The sequence below is a fragment of the Stenotrophomonas sp. STM01 genome (assembly GCF_014852135.1).
GTDB lineage: Bacteria > Pseudomonadota > Gammaproteobacteria > Xanthomonadales > Xanthomonadaceae > Stenotrophomonas > Stenotrophomonas capsici.
Genome location: NZ_JACVBA010000001.1, coordinates 1,131,947 through 1,150,926 on the forward strand (window position 1 = coordinate 1,131,947; position 18,980 = coordinate 1,150,926).

The following is an 18,980-nucleotide window of genomic DNA, read 5'->3' on the forward strand; positions in this document are numbered from 1 at the left end:
CCAGCCTCAGCCGGCCTGCTCGACCAGGTTGGCCAACTCGTCCTCGTCGAAGCCGGCCAGCAGGCGGGCCTCGATGTTGAACGGGCCATGCAGGTAGCCACCGGCGTACTCGCGCAGCAACTGCTTGAAGCGCGCGCGTGGCTCGACGCCGGCGCGCTCGCAGTACCAGCGGTACCAGCGCGAGCCGGCGGCGACATGCGCCACTTCCTCGCGCAGGATCACTTCCAGCACGTCGGCGGTGGCCTCGTCGCCGAGCGAACGCAGCTTGGTGATCATCGCCGGGGTGACATCCAGGCCGCGCGCCTCAAGCACGCGCGGCACCAGGGCCATGCGCGCCAGGCCGTCATGCGCGGTCTTCTCGCACATTTCCCACAGCCCGTTGTGGGCGGGGAAATCGGCGTAGTCATGGCCATGCGCCAGCAGGCGCTCGCGCAGCAGCATGAAGTGGCGCGACTCGTCATCGGCGCAGCTCACCCAGTCGGCGTGGAAGCTGCCGGGCAGCCCGCGGAAGCGATACACCGCATCCCAGGCCAGGTCGATGGCGTTGAGTTCGATGTGGGCGATGGCATGGATGAAGGCCGCCCGCCCTTCCACCGAGCCCAGGCCACGGCGCGGCAGGTCACGCGGATGCACCAGCACCAGCTGCGACGGACGGCCCGGCATGCGGATCGGCTCGGGATCGGGGGCGTGCGCGGGCAGCTTCAGGGTGCCGCTGCGAAAACGCGCGGCGTAGTGCTGGGTGAGCGCGACTTTCTCTAGCGGGTCGGCGGCGGCCAAGCAGATGCAGGCGGCATCGAGCAGTGAAAAACCGGCAGCTTCGGGCGGTGGCAGGAATGTTGTGCCTGCAACTGCAGGCTGTGCTTGTTGCGGGTTCATGGGTGCTCGCATGGTGCCGCTTCTGTTCTGCCCTCTCCCCAACCCCTCTCCCGCAGGGAGAGGGGCTCAAGCGGGTCAGGCGCGGCGCAGCGTCTTGGCTTCGTCCGAACGCAACTGCTGGATGCGCTCGAAGTAGCCCGGCTCGATGCCGGTGACGTAGTGGCCGTTGAAGCAGGAGGAGTCGAACTCCTTCAGCTCCGGGTTGCCTTCGCGCACCGCCGCTTCCAGGTCTTCCAGATCCTGGTAGACCAGCCAGTCGCAGCCCAGGTGCTGCTCGATCTGCTCGACGCTGCGCTGGTTGGCGACCAGTTCCTCCACCGCCGGCATGTCGATGCCGTAGATGTTGGGGTGGCGCACCGGCGGTGCGGCGCTGGCCAGGTAGACCTTGCGTGCACCGGCGTCGCGCGCCATCTGCACGATCTGCTGGCTGGTGGTGCCACGCACGATGGAGTCGTCGACCAGCAGCACCACGCGGTTGCGGAACTCCAGGTGGATCGGGTTGAGCTTGCGGCGCACCGACTTCACCCGCTCGCCCTGGCCCGGCATGATGAAGGTACGGCCGACGTAACGGTTCTTGACGAAGCCCTCGCGGTACTTCACGCCGAGCACGTTGGAGATTTCCAGCGCCGCATCGCGCGAGGTGTCGGGGATCGGGATGATGGTGTCGATATCGTGGTCCGGGCGCAGGCGCAGGATCTTCTCGCCCAGCTTCTGGCCCATGCGCATGCGCGCCTTGTGCACCGAGACATTGTCGATCATCGAATCCGGGCGCGCGAAGTACACGTACTCGAAGATGCACGGGGTCTGCTGCGTGTTGGTCGCGCAGATCTCGGTGAACAGCTCACCGCGTTCGGTGATGACCACCGCTTCGCCCGGGGCCACGTCGCGCACGCGCTCGAAGCCGAGCACGTCCAGCGCCACCGACTCGGAGGCCACCACGTACTCGTCGCCTTCGGCGTGGCTACGCTTGCCCAGCACCAGCGGACGGATGCCGTGCGGGTCGCGGAAGGCCACCAGGCCCAGGCCCAGCACCACGCTGACCACCGCATAGCCGCCCTTGCAGCGACGGTGCACGCCGGCCACGGCGCGGATCGCCGCTTCCGGGGTGAGCATGCGCTGCGCGTCCAGCTCGTAGGCGAACACGTTCAGCAGTACTTCGCTGTCCGAATCGGTGTTGATGTTGCGGCGGTCGGCCTCGAACACCTGGCGACGCAGTGCCTCGGTGTTGATCAGGTTGCCGTTGTGCGCCAGCGCGATGCCGTACGGCGAGTTGACGTAGAACGGCTGCGCCTCGTCGGTGCCTTCCGAGCCGGCGGTGGGATAGCGCACGTGGGCGATGCCGATGCGGCCCTGCAGCAGCCCCATGCGACGCTCGTCGAACACGTCACGGACCAGGCCGTTGCCCTTTTCCACGCGCAGGCGGGTGCCGTTTGCGGTGGCGATACCCGCGGCATCCTGGCCGCGATGCTGGAGGACGGTCAGGCCGTCATAAAGCTGCCCGGCGACGTTCTGGTTGCCGACGATTCCGACGATGCCACACATGTTGCGCGATCTCCGCTGGGCGCAGGCGCCCGGTTAACGTGAAGGTGGCCGTGCCTGGCCCTGTGCCCCGTCCCGCGTGGAGTCGGGGTGACCCGGGCGCACCTGCGCCGGATCGATGTTGGAGGGCAACGCCCCCGCCGGGTCCACGGACCCACCTGCGCCGGGCTGCCCGGCTGGCGGCTGTCCGCTGCCCGCGTCTGTCTCGTTCGGTCGCGCATTATCGCCTGCCAGCACCGACTTGCCCAAGTCCATCAGCACGTCGTGCGGCAATTCAGTCAGGTCCGGCGGCTGCGGCAGTTTTCCACGCAGCCAGCCCACCATCGGCTGCAGCGGCGGCAACAACACCGATTGCTGCCATTCCGGCTTGCCGGGCATCGAGGTGAAGCCCAGCACCAGCACCACCAGGACCGCCAGCAGCACGCCGCGGACCACGCCCAGGCCGAAGCCCAGCAGGCGGTCCGGCCACTTCAGCAGGATCGTGGAATCGACCAGGCCGCGCAGCGCCATGCCCAGCAGCATCAGCGCCAGCAGCGCGCCGACGAAGGCCAGCACGTAGCCGCCGGCGTACTCACCGGCGGTGGGCTGGCTGCCACCGGACAGCACCCGCGCCACCTGTTCACCGAAATGGAACGCCGCCCAGCCCGAGACAACCCAGGACACCACGCCCAGCACGGTCGCCAGCAGGCCGCGCATCAGCCCGATCAGGGCCGACAGGGCGATCACGGCCAGCAGGATCAGGTCAATCACGGCAGGCCCGGTCCGGTCCCGGCGCGGTATGGGCCGGGACGGCAGTCATCGCTCGCATCAGGGATGCGGACGGACCATACCCGGGATGCCGACCTTGGCGGCCACCTGGGCCTTGAGCTGGTCGGCCTCGGCGCGGCTGGCCACCGGCCCGACCCGGACGCGGTTGAGCGTGCCGTTGTCGGTACGCACCTGCTCGACGAAGGCGCTGAAGCCGGCCGCGCGCACGCGGTCACGCAGCGCATTGGCCTCGGTCGGCTGCGAGAACGCGCCCAGCTGCACCGCGAAACCGACGTTGCTGGCGGCCGGGGCGGCCGGGGTGCGCACGTCAGGACGCGCCGGAGTGGTCGCCACCGGCTTGGGGGCCTCAGGTTTCGGGGCCGCCGGCTTGGGGGCTTCCGGCTTGGGCTCCGGACGCGGCGTGGCGGCCACCGGGCGTGCCGGTTCGGCCGGCAGCGGCTCGCTGCGCACCGGGGCCGGCGCAGGCGCCGCGGTCGCGGTGCTCGGTGCCGCCGGGGTCTCGGCCGCGGCATTGAGCACCACCACCTGCGCATTGACGTCGTTGCGGACCTTGCCCGCTTCCAGTCGCACCAGTTCGGCCTGGGCGCGGTCGGCGTACGGCCCGATGCGCACGCGCCATGCCGGGCGACCGTTGATGGTGTCGGCCTGGCTGAAGCCCGGCAGGTTGGATTTCTTCAGGTGCGCGATCACCGCATCGGCATCGGCCTGGGTGGCGTAGGCACCGAAATTGACCGCGTAGTTGCCTGCCGCCACGGCCGCGGGCAGGCCATTGGCCGGCTGCGTGGCCGGCGCCTGGGCGGTAGCGGTTTCCGGGGCGGTGGCCGGCATGCCCAGTGCCCCGCCGGCCGGTACGCTCGGTGCGACCAGCGGCAGCTCACGGGTTTCGAACTGGCCCGCGGCCGGGGCCTCGGGCGCCTGCAGCGGGACATCCTGCACACCGCTGTCCGGTGCCGGCCCCTTGACCAGCATGGGCAGGAAGATCACGGCCAAAGCCACCAGAACGATGGCACCAATCAGTCGCTGTTTCAGAGGAGTATCCACAGATGGCTTACGAGCGGCGTGGCGGAATGCCCCGGCGATTATATGCGTGGCGTCCGGCGCACGGCCTCAGCCAGCTGAACGAAGCAATGGGAGGGCGTCGGCGACGGTGTGGAACGAACCGAACAACAGCACCCGGTCGCCCTCGGCCGCCTGTGCCAGTGCCGCATTCAGGGCCGTCGCCACGTCCTTGGACAAGGACGCCGACGCTGCCGGGGTCTGCTGCAGGCGCTGCTGCAACTGCGCCGCACTCTGTCCACGCGCGCCGTCCAGCCCGGCCAGGAACCAGCCATCGACCTGCGCCTGCAGGGCCTGCACCACGCCCTCGGCATCCTTGTCGGCCAGCGCGGCATAGACCGCCAGGGTACGGCCAGCGCCCGGCTGCGACTTCAACGCCGCGGCCAGCGCGGCGGCGGCCTGCGGGTTGTGGCCGACGTCGACCAGCACTTCCACGCCCTTGCGCTGGAAGCGCTGCAGGCGGCCATCGATGGCCGCCCCGGCCACGCCCTGTGCCCAGGCAGCGCGCGGCACCGGCTTGTCCAACGCGCGCAGCGCGGCGATGGCGGTGGCGGCGTTGTTGCGCTGGATCGGTGCCCACAGTGCCGGCTGCGGCAGTTCGATGCGGAAGGAGACATCGCGCCAGCGCCAGCGTTCGGCATCGATCGGCTCGGCGAAGAAGTCGCTGCCGAAGCGGATCGCGTTGGCGCCCAGCACGTAGGCACGCCGCAGCACGCTGGAGGGTGGGTCGATCTCTCCCAGGATCACCGGCTTCCAGCCACGGAGGATGCCGGCCTTTTCCTCACCGATGGCCTCGCGGTCGGTGCCCAGCCAATCGGCGTGGTCGATGTCCACCGTGGTGATCACCGAGACATCGGCATCGATCAGGTTCACCGCATCCAGGCGCCCGCCCAGGCCGACTTCCAGCACGGCCAGATCCAGCTGCGCCTGCGCGAACACCCACAGCGCGCACAGGGTGCCGTATTCGAAATAGGTCAGCGGGGTGTCGCCGCGGGCATCCTCGACCGCGTTGAAGCCCGCCACCAGGGTGGCATCGTCAACGTCGGCGCCATCGATGCGCACGCGCTCGTTGTAGGCCAGCAGGTGCGGCGAGGTGTAGGCCCCCACCTTCCAGCCGGCGGCTCGGGCGATGGATTCGATGAAGGCCACGGTCGAGCCCTTGCCGTTGGTCCCGCCGACCACGATGCTGCGCTTGCCTGGCTGCCCCAACTGCATGCGTGCGGCGACCTCGCGCACGCGCTCCAGCCCCATCGCGATGGACTGCGGGTGCTGCTGTTCGATATGGGCGAGCCACTGGCCAAGCGTGGCGGGACGTGCGGAAGACATGCGGGACGTTCTCGGATCATGGGCCGGCGCGACGGCCGGCAGCGCGTTGCGCGCGGGAAAGGCGTCCATGATACAGCCGGCCTTTCGGATGCCCCCATCCCGCCGTGCGGACCACGTTCGGCACGGGTATGGCCGATGACACCCAAAGCACCCCATCCCCGCCCTCCCCTTGCCTGCGGCAAAGGGAGGGGGCAAGAGCAGCAGTGCCTCGCCACGTTCGGCAGGGCTGTGGCCGATGACACTCCAGGCCCCCTCCCCCGCCCTCCCCTTGCCCGCGGCAAAGGGAGGGGGCAGAGCAGCAGCGCCGGGCTGGATCAGGGTGACGTGGCTTTACAGCGCGCGGTGCTTGGCTTCGCCGAAGAACGGGGTGTGATGCGCGCAATCGTTCAGGCGCACCACTTCCAGATGCTCCACGTCCGGGCCTTCGAGCAGGTTGAGCGTGGTCGGGGCCTGGCGGAAGGTCCACAGCTTGGCGATCGGCAGGCCCAACACCTTGCACAGGATCACCCGGTTGACCGCGTCATGGGCAACGACCAGCAACGTGTCGTCCTCGCCCAGGTCTTCGGCGGCCTTGGCCAGGCCGCGCCAGCTGCGGTCCAGCACCTGGCGCAGCGATTCGCCGCCCGGCATCAGCACGGTATCCGGCTCCTCGCGCCAGGCGCGCAGGCGGGCCGGATCCTTGTCGTGGATCTCGCTGGCGAGCAGGCCTTCCCACTCGCCATGGGCGATTTCCTGCAGGTCCGGCTCGGTCAGCAACATCTCCGCGCGGGCGGTGCCCAGCGCGGCCTTCGCCGTGCTCTGCGCGCGGCTCAGCGGCGAGGCGACGGCGCGGGTGATCTGCACATCCGCCAGGCGCTCGCCCAAGGCCTTGGCCTGGGCCTGGCCCACCGGCGAAAGGGGAATGTCGATCTGGCCCTGGTAGCGGCCTTCGGCGTTCCACGGCGTTTCGCCGTGACGGGCAAGCAGGATGCGCATGCAGCAAGTTCCATTCTTGGGTGTGGGGCCCGCCCGGTGCTGGCAGCGGGAGGCGCATCATAGCCCGAGCAGACGGTGACGCCGCCCACGGTTTCCTTCGATACGGATCCCCCGCGGCGCCCGGATCCGGCGCATCACCGCAACAGACCACAACATGCGTGACACAGTCGCGCGCCTGTTCCTCGCGTACGATAACGGCTCCCTATCGGTGCCACGGTGTCGCATGAGGGCCAGCACCCTCCACGCCCCCGACGCGGCATGAGCAGCCCTTCCCCACCTTCGACTCCCGTCCCCGCTGAATTCCGCAACGAACGCCGCGATCGCTGGTTCGCGGCGCTGATCAGCCTGCAACTGCACCTGCTGATGCTGGTGCTCCTGCTGCACTCCAATCCACCGGTGGTTTCCTCGCCGCAAGGCGCTTCCGGCGGTGGCGGGCGGGTCAAGGTCGATTTCGTCGGTGAAGCGCCGCCGTCGCCGCGACCGGCCCAGAAGCCGCCGCAGCCCAAGCCCAGCACCACCCCGCGCGCGCAGCCCAAGCCGCAGGCCCAGCGCCGCAGCGAGGACCGCAAGCCGGTGCCCGAGGCCCGTTACATCGAGCCGCCCAGCGCTCCGGAACCGGACAATACGCAGGCACCGGTGCAGGCGCAGGCCGAGGCCACCCCGGCGACGGCGGAAGCTCCCTCGGACAGCGTGCAACGCCGTCCGCAGACCTGGACCGGGCGCCCGCCCGGCTGGGTGGAGAAGCCCACCGTCCCGGAAGACGGGGTTTCCAGCGGCATGGGCAACCGCACCGGCAACCGCGTCGACCGCAGCGGCGGCGAGCCCTCCATGGAAGTGGGCGGCTACCAGATCATCTACGACCTGATCAGCGACACCAAGCTGCGCACCTGGATGGAACAAGGCAAGACGGAACTCTCCATCCCGCTGCCCGGCACCACCTACCTGATGGTCTGCCCGGCCGAAGTCGCCCTGCGCCGCGGCTCCAGCAAGTGCCGCATGGTGCCGGCCGGCTCACCCGAGCTGAAGGACATCGGCGACGCGCGCGATTTCGTCATCGTGATGTACGTCTACCGCTACGGTGAACTGCTGTGGCGTGGCCCCGGGCCGTATCGCTGAGGCAGGTGACGGCGGCCGGAGCCCTGCCGCCCCACACGCAGAAGGCCCGGGCAGTCTCCCGCACGGGCCTCCATTCAAGCGAACCGACGCGCGCTTACTTCGACGCTTCGTCCATTTCCTTCAGCAGCTGCGGTGCCGGCGCCACTTCCTGCATGATCCAGCGCATGTAGCGCTCGTCCACCGAGATCATGCGGGTCATCACCGGGTCGAACACCCAGTTGCTGGCGACCGATTCCCAGATGCCGTCGAAGGCCAGGCCGACCAGGCGACCGTGCGCGTCGAGCACCGGCGAGCCGGAGTTGCCGCCGGTGATGTCCAGGTCGGACAGGAAGTTCACCGGCACGCTGCCCAGGCGGGCATCCTCGAAGCCGCCGTAACGTTTGGCCTTGACCGCATCGATCAGTGCCTTCGGCGAATCGAACGGATCGGCACCGGTTTCCTTGGCGACCACGCCTTCGACATTGGTGAAGGACGGCTGCACCTTGCCATCCAGGCCGGTGTAACCCTTCACGTTGCCGAAGGTGATGCGCAGCGACAGGTTGGCGTCCGGGTAAACGAACTCGCCCTGGCTCTTCTTGTAGTCGGCGATCGCCTGCAGGAACAGCGGACGCGCCACCAGCTCCTCACCGGTACGCACCTTGCGCTGGTGCTCGATCTCCAGCAGCGCCGGCATCACCGCCACCGCGTACTGGATGGCCGGGTCGGTGCTGGCCTCGAAGGCGGCCTTGTCGGCGTTGAGCCACTTCAGGCGTTCGTCCAGGTTGCCCAGCTTGGAGCCGTCCAGGCGCGCGACGGTCGCGTTGACCGCAGCGGCGTCGGTGCCACCGATCCACGTATCGAATGCGGCCAGGTGCTGGTTGGCCGGCAACTGCGCGTACTGCTGCAGCCAGTACTGCTGGAACTGGCGGTCCATCGCCGCCACGTAGCGGCGGTCCATCTGCTTCAGGCCACCTTCGATGGCCGGCAGGTCACGCTCCTGGTAGCCCTCTTCGCGCTGCGCGTCCGGCTTGGCCTTCTCGATGGCCAGGCGGTACAGGCGCACGGCGGTGCCCAGCGTACCGGTGCGGTTGAGCATGGCCAGGTTGAGGTCACGGGCCTGGTTGGCGCGCGACTGCAGGCCCAGTGCCTGCAGCTGGGCATAGGCATCGGCCGCCGGCTGGCCGGCGGCGCCGCGCCCGCGCAGCCATTCCAGCACCGCCGCTTCCTCGCGCTGCTTGTGCGCCAGCACGTTGTTGCGCTTGAAGCCGTCCAGCTGGCCGTCGTAGTTCTTGCTGGTGTTGTTCCAGCCGGCCATGCTGGCGGCGTACTTCACCGCGATGTCCGGGTTGTCCTTGCTGGCCGCCTCGACCATCGCGATCTGTTCCTTGTAGGCCTTGGCGATGCTCGGGTAGGTCCAGTTGGCGGTGTTCTCGAACTCGCTGACCAGCGCGTAGCGGTCGGTGCGGCCCGGGTAGCCGGCCACCATCACGAAGTCACCCTCGCCCAGCGGCTGGTTGGCCAGCTTCAGCCAGTGCTTGGGCTGGTACGGCACGTTGTCGGCGGCGAACGCGGCCGGCTTGCCGTCCTTGCCGACGTAGGCGCGGTAGAACGAGAAGTCACCGGTGTGGCGCGGCCACATCCAGTTGTCGATGTCGCCACCGAACTTGCCGACGCTGCCCGGGGGCGCATAGGCCAGGCGCACGTCCTTGATTTCCATGTTCTTGAACAGGCGGTAGGTGTTGCCGCCGGAGAAGCTGTACAGGGTGCAGCTGTAGGCGTCGTCGCTTTCGCACTCGGCGATCAGGCGCTTTTCCAGCGCTTCCAGCGCCTCGGTGCGCTTGAGCGGGTCGCGGCCGGCGCCGGCGATGGCAGCCTTGGCCTGGGCGGTGACGTCGGTGATGTCATCGAGCACGTAGATGCGGGCGTTCGGGCCGGCGCTCAGCTCGTCCTGCTGGGTCGGCGCGTTGAAGCCGTCCTTGATCAGGTTCTTCTCGGCGGTCGAATTCAGCTGGATCGAGCCGTAGGCGCAGTGGTGGTTGGTGACCACCAGGCCCTGCGGCGAGACGAAGCTGGCGGTGCAGCCGCCCAGCGCGACCACGGCGCCCATCGGGTCGCCGGTCAGGTTGGCCAGCTGTTCCGGGTCCAGCTTCAGGCCGGCCTGCTTGAGCGGGCCGGCGATCTCCGGCAACTGCTGCGGCACCCACATGCCTTCAGCGGCCTGGGCGGCCTGGGCCATGCCCAGCCCGGCGACGATGGAAAACGCAAGCAAATTCACGCGCATGAGGCAGTTCCGAAAGGTTGGAACGGCCGATTGTAACGATTGGAACCGCCAGCTTCCCCTGCCATCGGTCAGTACGGGGCGGTTACGGCGTCGGGCATATAATCGCGGCTCTTTTTCACACTGCGGTTTTCCTGCAATGGCACAGACGATGAAGGCGCTGGTGAAGCGCGAAGCGACCAAGGGCATCTGGATGGAAGAGGTGCCGGTGCCCACGCCCGGCCCGAACGAAGTGCTGATCAAGCTGGAGAAGACCGCCATCTGCGGCACCGACCTGCACATCTACCTGTGGGACGAGTGGAGCCAGCGCACGATCAAGCCGGGCCTGACCATCGGCCATGAATTCGTCGGCCGCATTGCCGAAATCGGCCCGGGCGTGACCGGCTATGAAATCGGCCAGCGCGTCTCGGCCGAGGGCCACATCGTCTGCGGCCACTGCCGCAACTGCCGTGGCGGCCGCCCGCACCTGTGCCCGAACACCGTCGGCATCGGCGTCAACGTCAACGGCGCCTTCGCCGAGTACATGGTGATGCCGGCCAGCAACCTGTGGCCGATCCCGGACCAGATCCCGTCCGAGCTGGCCGCCTTCTTCGACCCGTACGGCAACGCCGCGCACTGCGCGCTGGAATTCGACGTGATCGGCGAGGACGTGCTGATCACCGGTGCCGGCCCGATCGGCATCATCGCCGCCGGCATCTGCAAGCACATCGGCGCACGCAACGTGGTGGTCACCGACGTCAATGATTTCCGCCTGAAGCTGGCCGCCGACATGGGCGCCACCCGCGTGGTCAACGTCGCCAACCAGTCGCTCAAGGACGTGATGAAGGAACTGCACATGGAGGGCTTCGACGTGGGCCTGGAAATGAGCGGCAACCCGCGCGCGTTCAACGACATGCTCGACTGCATGTACCACGGCGGCAAGATCGCCATGCTCGGCATCATGCCCAAGGGCGCCGGCTGCGACTGGGACAAGATCATCTTCAAGGGCCTGACCGTGCAGGGCATCTACGGCCGCAAGATGTACGAGACCTGGTACAAGATGACCCAGCTGGTGCTGTCCGGCTTCCCGCTCGGCAAGGTGATGACCCACCAGCTGCCGGTGGACCGCTTCCAGGAAGGTTTCGACCTGATGGAACAGGGCAAGGCCGGCAAGGTCGTGCTGAGCTGGAACTGATCGCCAGCGCGATGCACACGAAAGGCGCCGCAAGGCGCCTTTCGTACATCTGCAGCAGCCCCGCAGGAGCGGCCTTGGCCGCGAAGCAGATGGTGTTCCAGATGCCAGATGGCAGGCATGCCTGTCGCGGCATGGACGTCATGCTTCGCGGCCAAGGCCGCTCCTACCGATGAAATAAAAAAGGCGCCTTCCGGCGCCTTTTTCATTACGCATCAAACAAGGATCAGGGCACGTCCACCGACACGGTGAACACCACGCCCGGCTTGTAGGTGTCCGACTCGCGGCGCAGCGCCGGCGCGTCCGAACCGAAGGTGTCGTAATAGCCCAGGGTGGCGGTGGCCGGGCCAAAGCCCTTGGAGACCGACACCGAACCATCGTAGTAGTCCGAGCGGCGCGGCCATTCGTTTTCCTTGGCCTTGATGGTGGTGTAGCCAACCGAGGCGCCGACCGAGAAGCCGGTATCGCCGATGTCATAGCTGGCTTCCACGGCGCTGTAGGTCTGCTTGGCATCGCTGTTGCTGTAGTCGTCGGCATAGCCGAGCAGGCCGCTGACGGTCACCGGGCCGTTCCAGGTCACCTTGGCCAGGTATTCGTTGTAGTCGATGTTGCCGTAGCCGGAAGACGAACCGACGTAGGTGTAGCGGTTCACGCCCAGGTCCAGGTTCCAGCTGTCGGACAGGTCCTTGTTCCAGCCGACGGTGTAGTCGACTTCGAAGTTCGGGCCGCCTTCGCCGAAATCGACGTTGGAGCCCCACACGCCGGCATACAGGCCGAACGGAGCGGTGTAGGTGGCACCGGCCTGGAAGGCAGCGCTGTTGTCGCTCTGCGACACGCCACGGAACACGTAGTCGGTGGTCACCCCGTAGGTAAGGCTGAACGGGGAGCTCGACTCCTCGCTCTCCTGGGCGCAGACGGCGAACGGAACGGACAACAGGGCGGCGCAGGCTACGGCGACAAGGCGCTTGCTGTGCATCATGCGGATCTCCAGGCAGTGGGGGGCGTCGGCCGGCGGCAGCGCCGGTTCACGAATTTTTAACCACAATGATATTGCGATGCAACATCCATCGCCCCCACGCACACGCCCCTGCCCTGTTCAGCCGCTTTCGGCGGCGAACACACCGTAGCGGCGCGCCGCCAACCGGATGGCCTGCCCGGAGGCATAGGCCGGGCTGCCGGGCGGCAGTTCGACCTCCACGTCCGCCGCGCTTCCCTGCAGCTGCGCCCGCAGCCGTTGCCGCGGCCCGCTGCGCTGCACCGAGCCGACCGTGGCGGGCCAGTCGCCTTCGGCGTCCACCACCAGATCCTCCGGCCGCACGAAGACCTCCAGCGCCTCGGCATCCGGCAGCACCGCCGTCCGCGGCCACCGCGCGCCCGCCACCTCCAGCACCGGCCCCTGCAACCGCGCCGGCAAGCGGTTGGCCTCGCCGACGAAGCCATACACGAACGGCGACGCCGGCCGGTCGTAGACCTCGCCGGGCGTACCGACCTGCTCGATGCGGCCCCGGTTGAGGATCGCCACGCGGTCGGCCAGCTCCAGTGCTTCTTCCTGGTCGTGGGTGACGAACACGGTGGTCAGGCCGGTGCGGTCATGGATCTCGCGCAGCCAACGGCGCAGGTCACGCCGTACCTGCGCATCCAGCGCACCGAACGGCTCATCGAGCAGCAGCACCCGCGGCTCGATGGCCAACGCGCGGGCCAGGGCCACGCGCTGGCGCTGGCCGCCGGACAGCTGCGCCGGATAGCGCCCGCCCAAGCCTTCCAGCTGCACCAGCGACAGCAGTTCCTCCACCCGCGCGTTGATGCGCGCCTTCGGCCAGCGCTCGGCACCGCGCCGCACCTCCAGCCCGAAGGCGATGTTGCCGCGCACGTCCAGGTGCTTGAACAGCGCGTAGTGCTGGAACACGAAGCCGGCCCGGCGTGCCTGCACGCTCAGGTTGGTGGCGTCCTCGCCATCGAACAGCAGCTGCCCCTGCTCGGGTTGCTCCAGCCCGGCGATCGCGCGCAGCAGCGTGGTCTTGCCCGAGCCGGACGGGCCCAGCAGCGCCAGCAGCTCGCCGCTGCGGATGTCCAGGCTCACGCCATCCAGTGCCGGAAACGCACCGAAACGCTTGCCCAGATGTTGGATGCGGATGTTCATCGTGACTCCTCAGTGGCGGTGCGCGGCGGACAGCGATTGGCCGTGGCGCCATTCCAGGAAAGACTTCAGCACCAGCGTCAGCAACGCGGTGCCAGCCAGCAGCGAAGCGCAGGCAAATGCCGCGCTGTAGGCGTACTCGTTGTAGAGGATCTCCACGTGCAGCGGCAGCGTGTTGGTGCGCCCGCGGATGTGGCCGGACACCACCGACACCGCGCCGAACTCACCCATCGCCCGCGCGCTGCACAACAGCACGCCGTACAGCAGGCCCCAGCGGATGTTGGGCAGGGTCACCTTCCAGAACATCTGCCAGGCGTTGGCGCCGAGCGTCAGCGCGGCCAATTCCTCGTCGCTGCCCTGCTGCTCCATCAGCGGCATCAGTTCGCGGGCAATGAACGGGAAGGTCACGAACACCGTGGCCAGCACGATGCCGGGGATGGCGAACACGATGCGTGGCAGCTGCAACAGCGTGTCGCCCAGCACCGGCAGGTGCAGGCGCAGGCCGTCCTCGATCAACGGCCAGAACCAGCCATCGCGCCCGAACAGCAGGATGAACACCAGCCCCGCCACCACCGGCGACACCGAGAACGGCAGGTCGATCAACGTCACCAGCCAACGCTTGCCCGGGAAGCTGTGCTTGCTGACCACCCACGCCGCCGCCACGCCGAACACCAGGTTCAACGGCACCACGATGGCGGTGACCAGCAAGGTCAGCTTCACCGCGGACAGGGCGTCCGGTTCGCTGATCGCCACCCAGAACGCCTGCACGCCCCCGCGCAGCGCTTCGACGAACACCAGCAGCAGCGGCAACAACAGGAACGACAGCAGGAACCCCAGCGCACCGAGGATCAACAGCACCTGCACCCCGCGCGGCTCGCTGGTCACCTGCTGCCGCGCACGCACCTTTTCACCCTGCTCCACCTGCACCGGCAACTCCAGGACCTGTTCGTTCATCGCGTGCCCCGCCGTTGCAGCCAGGCCTGCAGGCTGTTGACCAGCAACAGCACCGCGAAGGACAACAGCAGCATCGCCCCGGCAATCGCGGTGGCGCCGGCGTAATCAAACTCTTCCAGGCGGATGGTGATCAGCAGCGGCGCGATCTCGGTACGGTTGGGCAGGTTGCCGGCGATGAAGATCACCGAGCCGTACTCGCCCACGCCGCGTGCGAAGGCCAGCGCGAAGCCGGTCAGCATCGCCGGCCACAATGCCGGCACCACCACCCGCGTGATGGTCTGCAGGCGCGAGGCGCCCAAGGTCGCCGACGCCTCTTCCAGCTCGCGCTCGGCCTCGGCCAGCACCGGCTGCACGATCCGCACCACGAACGGCAGGCCGACGAACACCAGCGCCACGACGATGCCCAGCGGCGTGTAGGCGATCTTCAGGCCCAGCGGTTCCAGCCATTGGCCCAACCAACCCTGGCCGCCGTACAACGCGGTCAGGGCGATGCCGGCCACCGCGGTCGGCAATGCGAAAGGCAGGTCGATCATCGCGTCGAACACACGCCGGCCCGGGAACGAATAGCGCACGAACACCCACGCCACCCATGTCCCCATCACCGTGTTGAACGCAGCGGCGGCAAAGGCCGTGCCGAAGCTCAGGCGCAGCGCGGCCAGCACGCGCGGCTCGGTCCAGATCTGCCAGATCCCGGCCAACCCCAGTCCGGAGGCCTTGAGGAACACGCCGGCCAACGGGATCAGCACGATCAGGCCCAGCCAGAACAGCGTCACGCCCATCCCAAGGCCAAAGCCGGGCAGGACCCGGCGTGGGTGCCGCACGCGCGGCGGCAGTGCTTCAGCGCTTGCGGCCACCGCTTACTTGCTCGCCTGGATCTGGTCGAACAGGCCACCGTCGGCGAAGTGCTCGGCCTGTGCCCGTTCCCAGGAGCCGAACGCCTGGCGGATGGTGACCAGCTGCACCTGCGGGAAGCGCGCGATGTCGGCCGGCGCGGCGTACTGCGGGTTGCGCGGCCGGTAGTAATGGCGGGCGGCGATGCGCTGCCCTTCCGGCGAATACAGGTACTGCAGGTAGGCCTGCGCCACCTCGCGGGTGCCATGCCGGTCGACGTTGCGGTCCACCAGCGCCACCGACGGTTCGGCCAGGATCGACTGGCGCGGCACCACGATCTCGAACTTGTCCGGGCCCAGTTCTTCCTGCGCCAGGAAGGCCTCGTTCTCCCAGGCCAGCAGCACGTCGCCGATGCCGCGCTGCACGAACGTGGTGGTCGCGCCGCGCGCGCCGGTATCGAGCACCGGCACGTTGCGGAACAACGCGCGCATGTAGTTCAGCACCTTGTCGCGGTCGCCCTTGAAGATATGGTCGGCGTAGGCCCAGGCGGCCAGGTAGTTCCAGCGCGCGCCGCCGGAGGTCTTCGGGTTCGGCGTCACCACCGACACGCCGCTGCGCAGCAGGTCCGGCCAATCGCGGATGCCCTTCGGATTGCCCTTGCGCACCAGGAACACGATCGTGGAGGTGTACGGCGCGCTGTTGTCCGGCAGGCGGCTTTCCCAGTTCGCCGGCAGCAGCTTGGCCTTGTCGGCGATCGCATCGACGTCATAGGCCAGGGCCAGCGTCACCACGTCGGCCTCGATGCCATCGATCACCGCACGCGCCTGCTTGCCCGAGCCGCCATGCGAGGTTTCGATGCTGACGGTGTCGCCCTTGGTTTCCTTCCAGTGCTTGGCGAAGGCGGCATTGAAATCACGGTACAGCTCGCGGGTGGGGTCGTAGGAAACGTTGAGCAACTGCACGTCACGCGCGACGGCGGTGCCGGCTCCGAGGGTCAACAGCAGGGCCAGCGTGGCCACGCCGATGCGGGGGAGGAAGGAATGCTTCACGAAGGCTCTCCGTCAGAAGGAAACTTGCAGGCGCGAGAAAACGGCTTTTTCATCCGGCAGCCGTGCGGCGCCGGCAGTGGCATCGAAGCGGCTCTGCAGGTAGTTGGTGGCCAGCTTGAGGTTCGGCGTCAGGTACCAGTTCGCCCCCACCGTCCAGGCGCGGATGTGCGAGGCCGAGGTAGCGGGATCGGCGTAGAACGGGAATGCCGCCTCGTCGATCTCCAGTTCGCCATAGCGCGCGGTGAGTTCGAACGCACCCCGCCCGCCGTTGACGCCAAACGGGCGCGACGGTGTCACTCCGCGGTAGCTGGCGTCCTCGCCGCTCAGCACGTAGCTGGCCGTGGCCTGCCAGGCGCGGTGTTCCAACGCCGTGCGCCGTGCATCCCGCGCCACTTCCTGCCGCGAGGCAATGTACTCGGCCTGCAGGCCGAAGCCATTGCGGTAGAACCACCCCTGCGGCGACCAGCGCAGCGTGTCGCCGTCGGCGATCACCGCGCTGCGGTAGTTGAAGAACGTCGCCTGGCCGGGCGAGCGGTAGCGCGGCAGGAAGTTGTTGCCGCTGCCATGCTTCTGCCCGGCGCTGGCCCCCAGGCCGAAGCCCAGCCCTGCCCACGCGCTGTCCGTGCCCTTGAGCGGCTCGAAGAACACGCGACCGGCATACTCGAAATCATCGTCCGGGTTGCTGGTCACCGCATCACGGCCATCGACCGTGCCGTTGAACACGCCCACCGCGTAACTGAAGCGGCCCTTGCCCAGCTCACCCTGCAGCTGCACGCCCAGGTCACGGTTGGGCGCCAGCTCGCTGACCAGCGCCCGCTCGACGTCCACCAACGCGGCCGACGACTGCAGGCGTTCCAGCCCGACCGGCGAGGTGAACTTGCCCACCCGTACCGTGTAGGCCGGATCGAACCGCAGATCCGCATAGGCATCCACGATGGTGGCGCTGTCTCCGGCGAACTCCGGGGTGAAGCGATAAGCCACCCGCTTGCCCAGCGAACCTTCCAAGGTCGGTCGTGCGGTACGCAGCAGGAAGGTGTCGTTCTGACTGCTGTTGCCGACGAACACGCGGGCATCGCCCTGCAGCAGGCCGCGCAGCTTCAGTTCGTAGTTGCCATCGCCGGACTTGAACGAAGCCCCCTTCTGGTCGACGGTGATCTTCGGCGCGGCCTTGGCTGCGGCCACGCGTTCCTCTTCCTGCAGTTCCAGACGGCGCTCGATGATGCGCAGACGCTGGTCCAGATCGGCCAGACCGGCACCTTCGGCCGGCGTGCCGTCGGACACCCCGGCCAGACGCTCCAGACGTTCCAGACGCTGCTGCAGTTGCTCGACCGTCAACTGCTGCGCCTGTGCCGATGACCAGGCCCCACACACCGCCAGGGCCAGGCTGAGGGACAACAGCTTCCTGGTCGGCAGGGTGAACAGGGGGCGTGGCGCGGTCATCGACGGCTCCTGGCGGGCATTGGGCAGGCTGCTGATGCTGCGGGCGCACACGTCCGGGGAGAAATGACTTCCGGCGCGGCGCTTATAGCCATCGCGCATGACGCCCGCCGCGCTCACCCCGGTGCCGGTAAAATCGGCGTTCCTTTCCACCGCAAGACCCTGCCATGACCGCAACCGCGAACACCTCCCCGCTCACCCGGCACTACGCCGAGGAACTGGACACCATCCGCGCGCAGGGGCTGTTCAAGTCCGAACGCATCATCACCAGCCCGCAGTCGGCCGAAATCACCCTGGACGATGGCCGCAGCGTGCTGAACTTCTGCGCCAACAACTACCTGGGCCTGGCCGACCACCCGGACCTGATCCAGGCGGCCAAGGATGCGCTGGACACGCACGGCTTCGGCATGGCCTCGGTGCGCTTCATCTGCGGCACCCAGGACCTGCACAAGCAGCTGGAGAAGCAGATCGCCGAGTTCTTCGGCAAGGACGACACCATCCTCTACGCCGCCTGCTTCGACGCCAACGGCGGCCTGTTCGAACCGCTGCTGGGCGAGAACGACGCGATCATCTCCGACGCGCTCAACCACGCCTCGATCATCGACGGCGTGCGCCTGTGCAAGGCCAAGCGCTTCCGCTACGCCAACTGCGACATGGCCGACCTGGAAGCCCAGCTGCAGGCCGCCGACGCTGCGGGTTGCAAGACCAAGCTGATCACCACCGACGGCGTGTTCTCGATGGACGGCTTCATCGCCCCGCTCGATGAAATCACCGCGCTGGCCAAGAAGTACAACGCGCTGGCGCACATCGACGAATGCCACGCCACCGGCTTCCTCGGCGACACCGGCCGTGGCTCGGCCGAGGTGAAGGGCGTGCTCGACAAGATCGACATCATCACCGGCACCCTCGGCAAGGCCATGGGCGGTGCACTGGGTGGCTTCACCTGCGCCAGCGCCGAAGTGGTCGAACTGCTGCGCCAGCGCTCGCGCCCGTACCTGTTCTCCAACTCGCTGCCGCCGCACGTGGTGGCCGCCGGCATCAAGGCCTTCCAGATGCTGGCCGCCGCCGACGACCTGCGTGCCACTCTGCGCGAGAACACCGCGTATTTCCGTGAAAGGATGACCGCCGCCGGTTTCGACGTGAAGCCGGGCGTGCATCCGATCAGCCCGGTGATGCTGTACGACGCGCCGCTGGCGCAGAAGTTCGCGCAGCGCCTGCTCGAGGAAGGCATCTACGCGATCGGCTTCTTCTTCCCGGTGGTGCCGAAGGGCCAGGCGCGCATCCGCACCCAGATCAGCGCCGCGCACAGCCGCGCCCACCTGGATCGCGCGATCGATGCCTTCACCCGCATCGGCAAGGAACTGGGCGTGATCAAGGGTTGATCCAGCCCCACCGCGACAAACGAAAACAGGCGCCCCAGGGCGCCTGTTTTTTTTCTGCTGGCGCGGCGCCGGGTTCCGCTGGCGCCTTACCGATTTGCCCGGGCAT

The 18,980-nt window shown here is 68.1% G+C and carries 16 protein-coding genes; 3 read left to right on the plus strand and 13 right to left on the minus strand.

Annotated features, from left to right (window positions below; genetic code table 11):
• Window positions 1-6 precede the first annotated feature (6 nt).
• The 6 genes from IB227_RS05275 to IB227_RS05300 all read right to left on the minus strand — a co-directional run bounded on the left by IB227_RS05275 (window position 7) and on the right by IB227_RS05300 (window position 6,540).
• On the minus strand, window positions 7-876 hold the full coding sequence (locus IB227_RS05275) for a ferritin-like domain-containing protein (RefSeq protein WP_192286562.1): 870 nt from the start codon (window positions 874-876) through the stop codon (window positions 7-9).
• 75 nt (window positions 877-951) lie between these two features.
• Window positions 952-2,418 carry an amidophosphoribosyltransferase gene (gene purF / locus IB227_RS05280; protein WP_132862551.1) on the minus strand — a complete coding sequence of 489 codons (1,467 nt, stop codon included), beginning with the start codon at window positions 2,416-2,418 and terminating at the stop codon, window positions 952-954.
• A 33-nt stretch (window positions 2,419-2,451) separates the two neighbouring features.
• Window positions 2,452-3,165: a CvpA family protein gene (locus tag IB227_RS05285; RefSeq protein WP_132862550.1), complete on the minus strand. Its 714-nt coding sequence runs from the start codon at window positions 3,163-3,165 to the stop codon at window positions 2,452-2,454.
• Window positions 3,166-3,222: 57 nt separating this feature from the next.
• Window positions 3,223-4,224: an SPOR domain-containing protein gene (locus IB227_RS05290; RefSeq protein ID WP_192286563.1), complete on the minus strand. Its 1,002-nt coding sequence runs from the start codon at window positions 4,222-4,224 to the stop codon at window positions 3,223-3,225.
• 66 nt (window positions 4,225-4,290) lie between these two features.
• Window positions 4,291-5,565: a bifunctional tetrahydrofolate synthase/dihydrofolate synthase gene (folC, locus tag IB227_RS05295; protein ID WP_192286564.1), complete on the minus strand. Its 1,275-nt coding sequence runs from the start codon at window positions 5,563-5,565 to the stop codon at window positions 4,291-4,293.
• Window positions 5,566-5,895: 330 nt separating this feature from the next.
• The gene (locus IB227_RS05300) at window positions 5,896-6,540 is read right to left on the minus strand and encodes a histidine phosphatase family protein (protein ID WP_192286565.1); all 645 of its coding nucleotides are present in this window, start codon (window positions 6,538-6,540) and stop codon (window positions 5,896-5,898) included.
• Between the two features lie 258 nt (window positions 6,541-6,798).
• On the opposite strand from IB227_RS05300, the gene IB227_RS05305 reads away from it, so the two are divergent.
• Window positions 6,799-7,656 (plus strand): type II toxin-antitoxin system RelE/ParE family toxin, encoded by an 858-nt coding sequence (locus IB227_RS05305; protein ID WP_192286566.1) that lies wholly within the window; start codon window positions 6,799-6,801, stop codon window positions 7,654-7,656.
• Between the two features lie 94 nt (window positions 7,657-7,750).
• On the opposite strand, the gene IB227_RS05310 is transcribed toward IB227_RS05305, so the two are convergent.
• On the minus strand, window positions 7,751-9,916 hold the full coding sequence (locus IB227_RS05310) for a S46 family peptidase (protein WP_192286567.1): 2,166 nt from the start codon (window positions 9,914-9,916) through the stop codon (window positions 7,751-7,753).
• Between the two features lie 136 nt (window positions 9,917-10,052).
• Between IB227_RS05310 and tdh the strand changes: the two genes are divergently transcribed.
• Window positions 10,053-11,087 (plus strand): L-threonine 3-dehydrogenase, encoded by a 1,035-nt coding sequence (gene tdh, locus IB227_RS05315; protein WP_165931098.1) that lies wholly within the window; start codon window positions 10,053-10,055, stop codon window positions 11,085-11,087.
• Between the two features lie 223 nt (window positions 11,088-11,310).
• Here tdh and IB227_RS05320 read toward each other — a convergent pair whose 3' ends face one another.
• From IB227_RS05320 to IB227_RS05345, 6 genes are all read right to left on the minus strand, one after another.
• Window positions 11,311-12,063 (minus strand): TorF family putative porin, encoded by a 753-nt coding sequence (locus tag IB227_RS05320; RefSeq protein WP_192286568.1) that lies wholly within the window; start codon window positions 12,061-12,063, stop codon window positions 11,311-11,313.
• A gap of 117 nt (window positions 12,064-12,180) precedes the next feature.
• Entirely contained in the window at window positions 12,181-13,224 is a 1,044-nt protein-coding gene (locus IB227_RS05325; protein WP_192286569.1) for a sulfate/molybdate ABC transporter ATP-binding protein, read from the minus strand.
• 9 nt (window positions 13,225-13,233) lie between these two features.
• Window positions 13,234-14,175, minus strand: coding sequence for a sulfate ABC transporter permease subunit CysW (cysW, locus tag IB227_RS05330; RefSeq protein WP_192286570.1), 942 nt, complete (start codon window positions 14,173-14,175; stop codon window positions 13,234-13,236).
• Window positions 14,172-15,008, minus strand: a complete 837-nt coding sequence (cysT, locus tag IB227_RS05335) for a sulfate ABC transporter permease subunit CysT (protein WP_263863705.1) — start codon at window positions 15,006-15,008, stop codon at window positions 14,172-14,174. Before cysT ends, cysW begins: the two co-directional genes overlap by 4 nt.
• 24 nt (window positions 15,009-15,032) lie before the next feature.
• Entirely contained in the window at window positions 15,033-16,055 is a 1,023-nt protein-coding gene (locus IB227_RS05340) for a sulfate ABC transporter substrate-binding protein (protein ID WP_318639523.1), read from the minus strand.
• Between the two features lie 12 nt (window positions 16,056-16,067).
• Window positions 16,068-17,594 (minus strand): porin, encoded by a 1,527-nt coding sequence (locus IB227_RS05345; protein ID WP_225591595.1) that lies wholly within the window; start codon window positions 17,592-17,594, stop codon window positions 16,068-16,070.
• A 65-nt stretch (window positions 17,595-17,659) separates the two neighbouring features.
• Between IB227_RS05345 and kbl the strand changes: the two genes are divergently transcribed.
• Window positions 17,660-18,874: a glycine C-acetyltransferase gene (kbl, locus tag IB227_RS05350; RefSeq protein WP_192286571.1), complete on the plus strand. Its 1,215-nt coding sequence runs from the start codon at window positions 17,660-17,662 to the stop codon at window positions 18,872-18,874.
• The last annotated feature ends 106 nt before the right edge of the window (window positions 18,875-18,980 follow it).

Excerpts from the sequence above, each read along its gene's own strand:
- IB227_RS05275 (WP_192286562.1), bottom strand. The coding sequence starts at position 876 with ATGAACCCGCAACAAGCACAGCCTGCAGTTGCAGGCACAACATTCCTG.
- purF (WP_132862551.1), bottom strand. The coding sequence starts at position 2,418 with ATGTGTGGCATCGTCGGAATCGTCGGCAACCAGAACGTCGCCGGGCAG.
- folC (WP_192286564.1), bottom strand. The coding sequence starts at position 5,565 with ATGTCTTCCGCACGTCCCGCCACGCTTGGCCAGTGGCTCGCCCATATC.
- IB227_RS05300 (WP_192286565.1), bottom strand. The coding sequence starts at position 6,540 with ATGCGCATCCTGCTTGCCCGTCACGGCGAAACGCCGTGGAACGCCGAA.
- IB227_RS05305 (WP_192286566.1), top strand. The coding sequence starts at position 6,799 with ATGAGCAGCCCTTCCCCACCTTCGACTCCCGTCCCCGCTGAATTCCGC.
- IB227_RS05310 (WP_192286567.1), bottom strand. The coding sequence starts at position 9,916 with ATGCGCGTGAATTTGCTTGCGTTTTCCATCGTCGCCGGGCTGGGCATG.
- tdh (WP_165931098.1), top strand. The coding sequence starts at position 10,053 with ATGGCACAGACGATGAAGGCGCTGGTGAAGCGCGAAGCGACCAAGGGC.
- IB227_RS05320 (WP_192286568.1), bottom strand. The coding sequence starts at position 12,063 with ATGATGCACAGCAAGCGCCTTGTCGCCGTAGCCTGCGCCGCCCTGTTG.
- IB227_RS05325 (WP_192286569.1), bottom strand. The coding sequence starts at position 13,224 with ATGAACATCCGCATCCAACATCTGGGCAAGCGTTTCGGTGCGTTTCCG.
- cysW (WP_192286570.1), bottom strand. The coding sequence starts at position 14,175 with ATGAACGAACAGGTCCTGGAGTTGCCGGTGCAGGTGGAGCAGGGTGAA.
- IB227_RS05345 (WP_225591595.1), bottom strand. The coding sequence starts at position 17,594 with ATGCGCGATGGCTATAAGCGCCGCGCCGGAAGTCATTTCTCCCCGGAC.
- kbl (WP_192286571.1), top strand. The coding sequence starts at position 17,660 with ATGACCGCAACCGCGAACACCTCCCCGCTCACCCGGCACTACGCCGAG.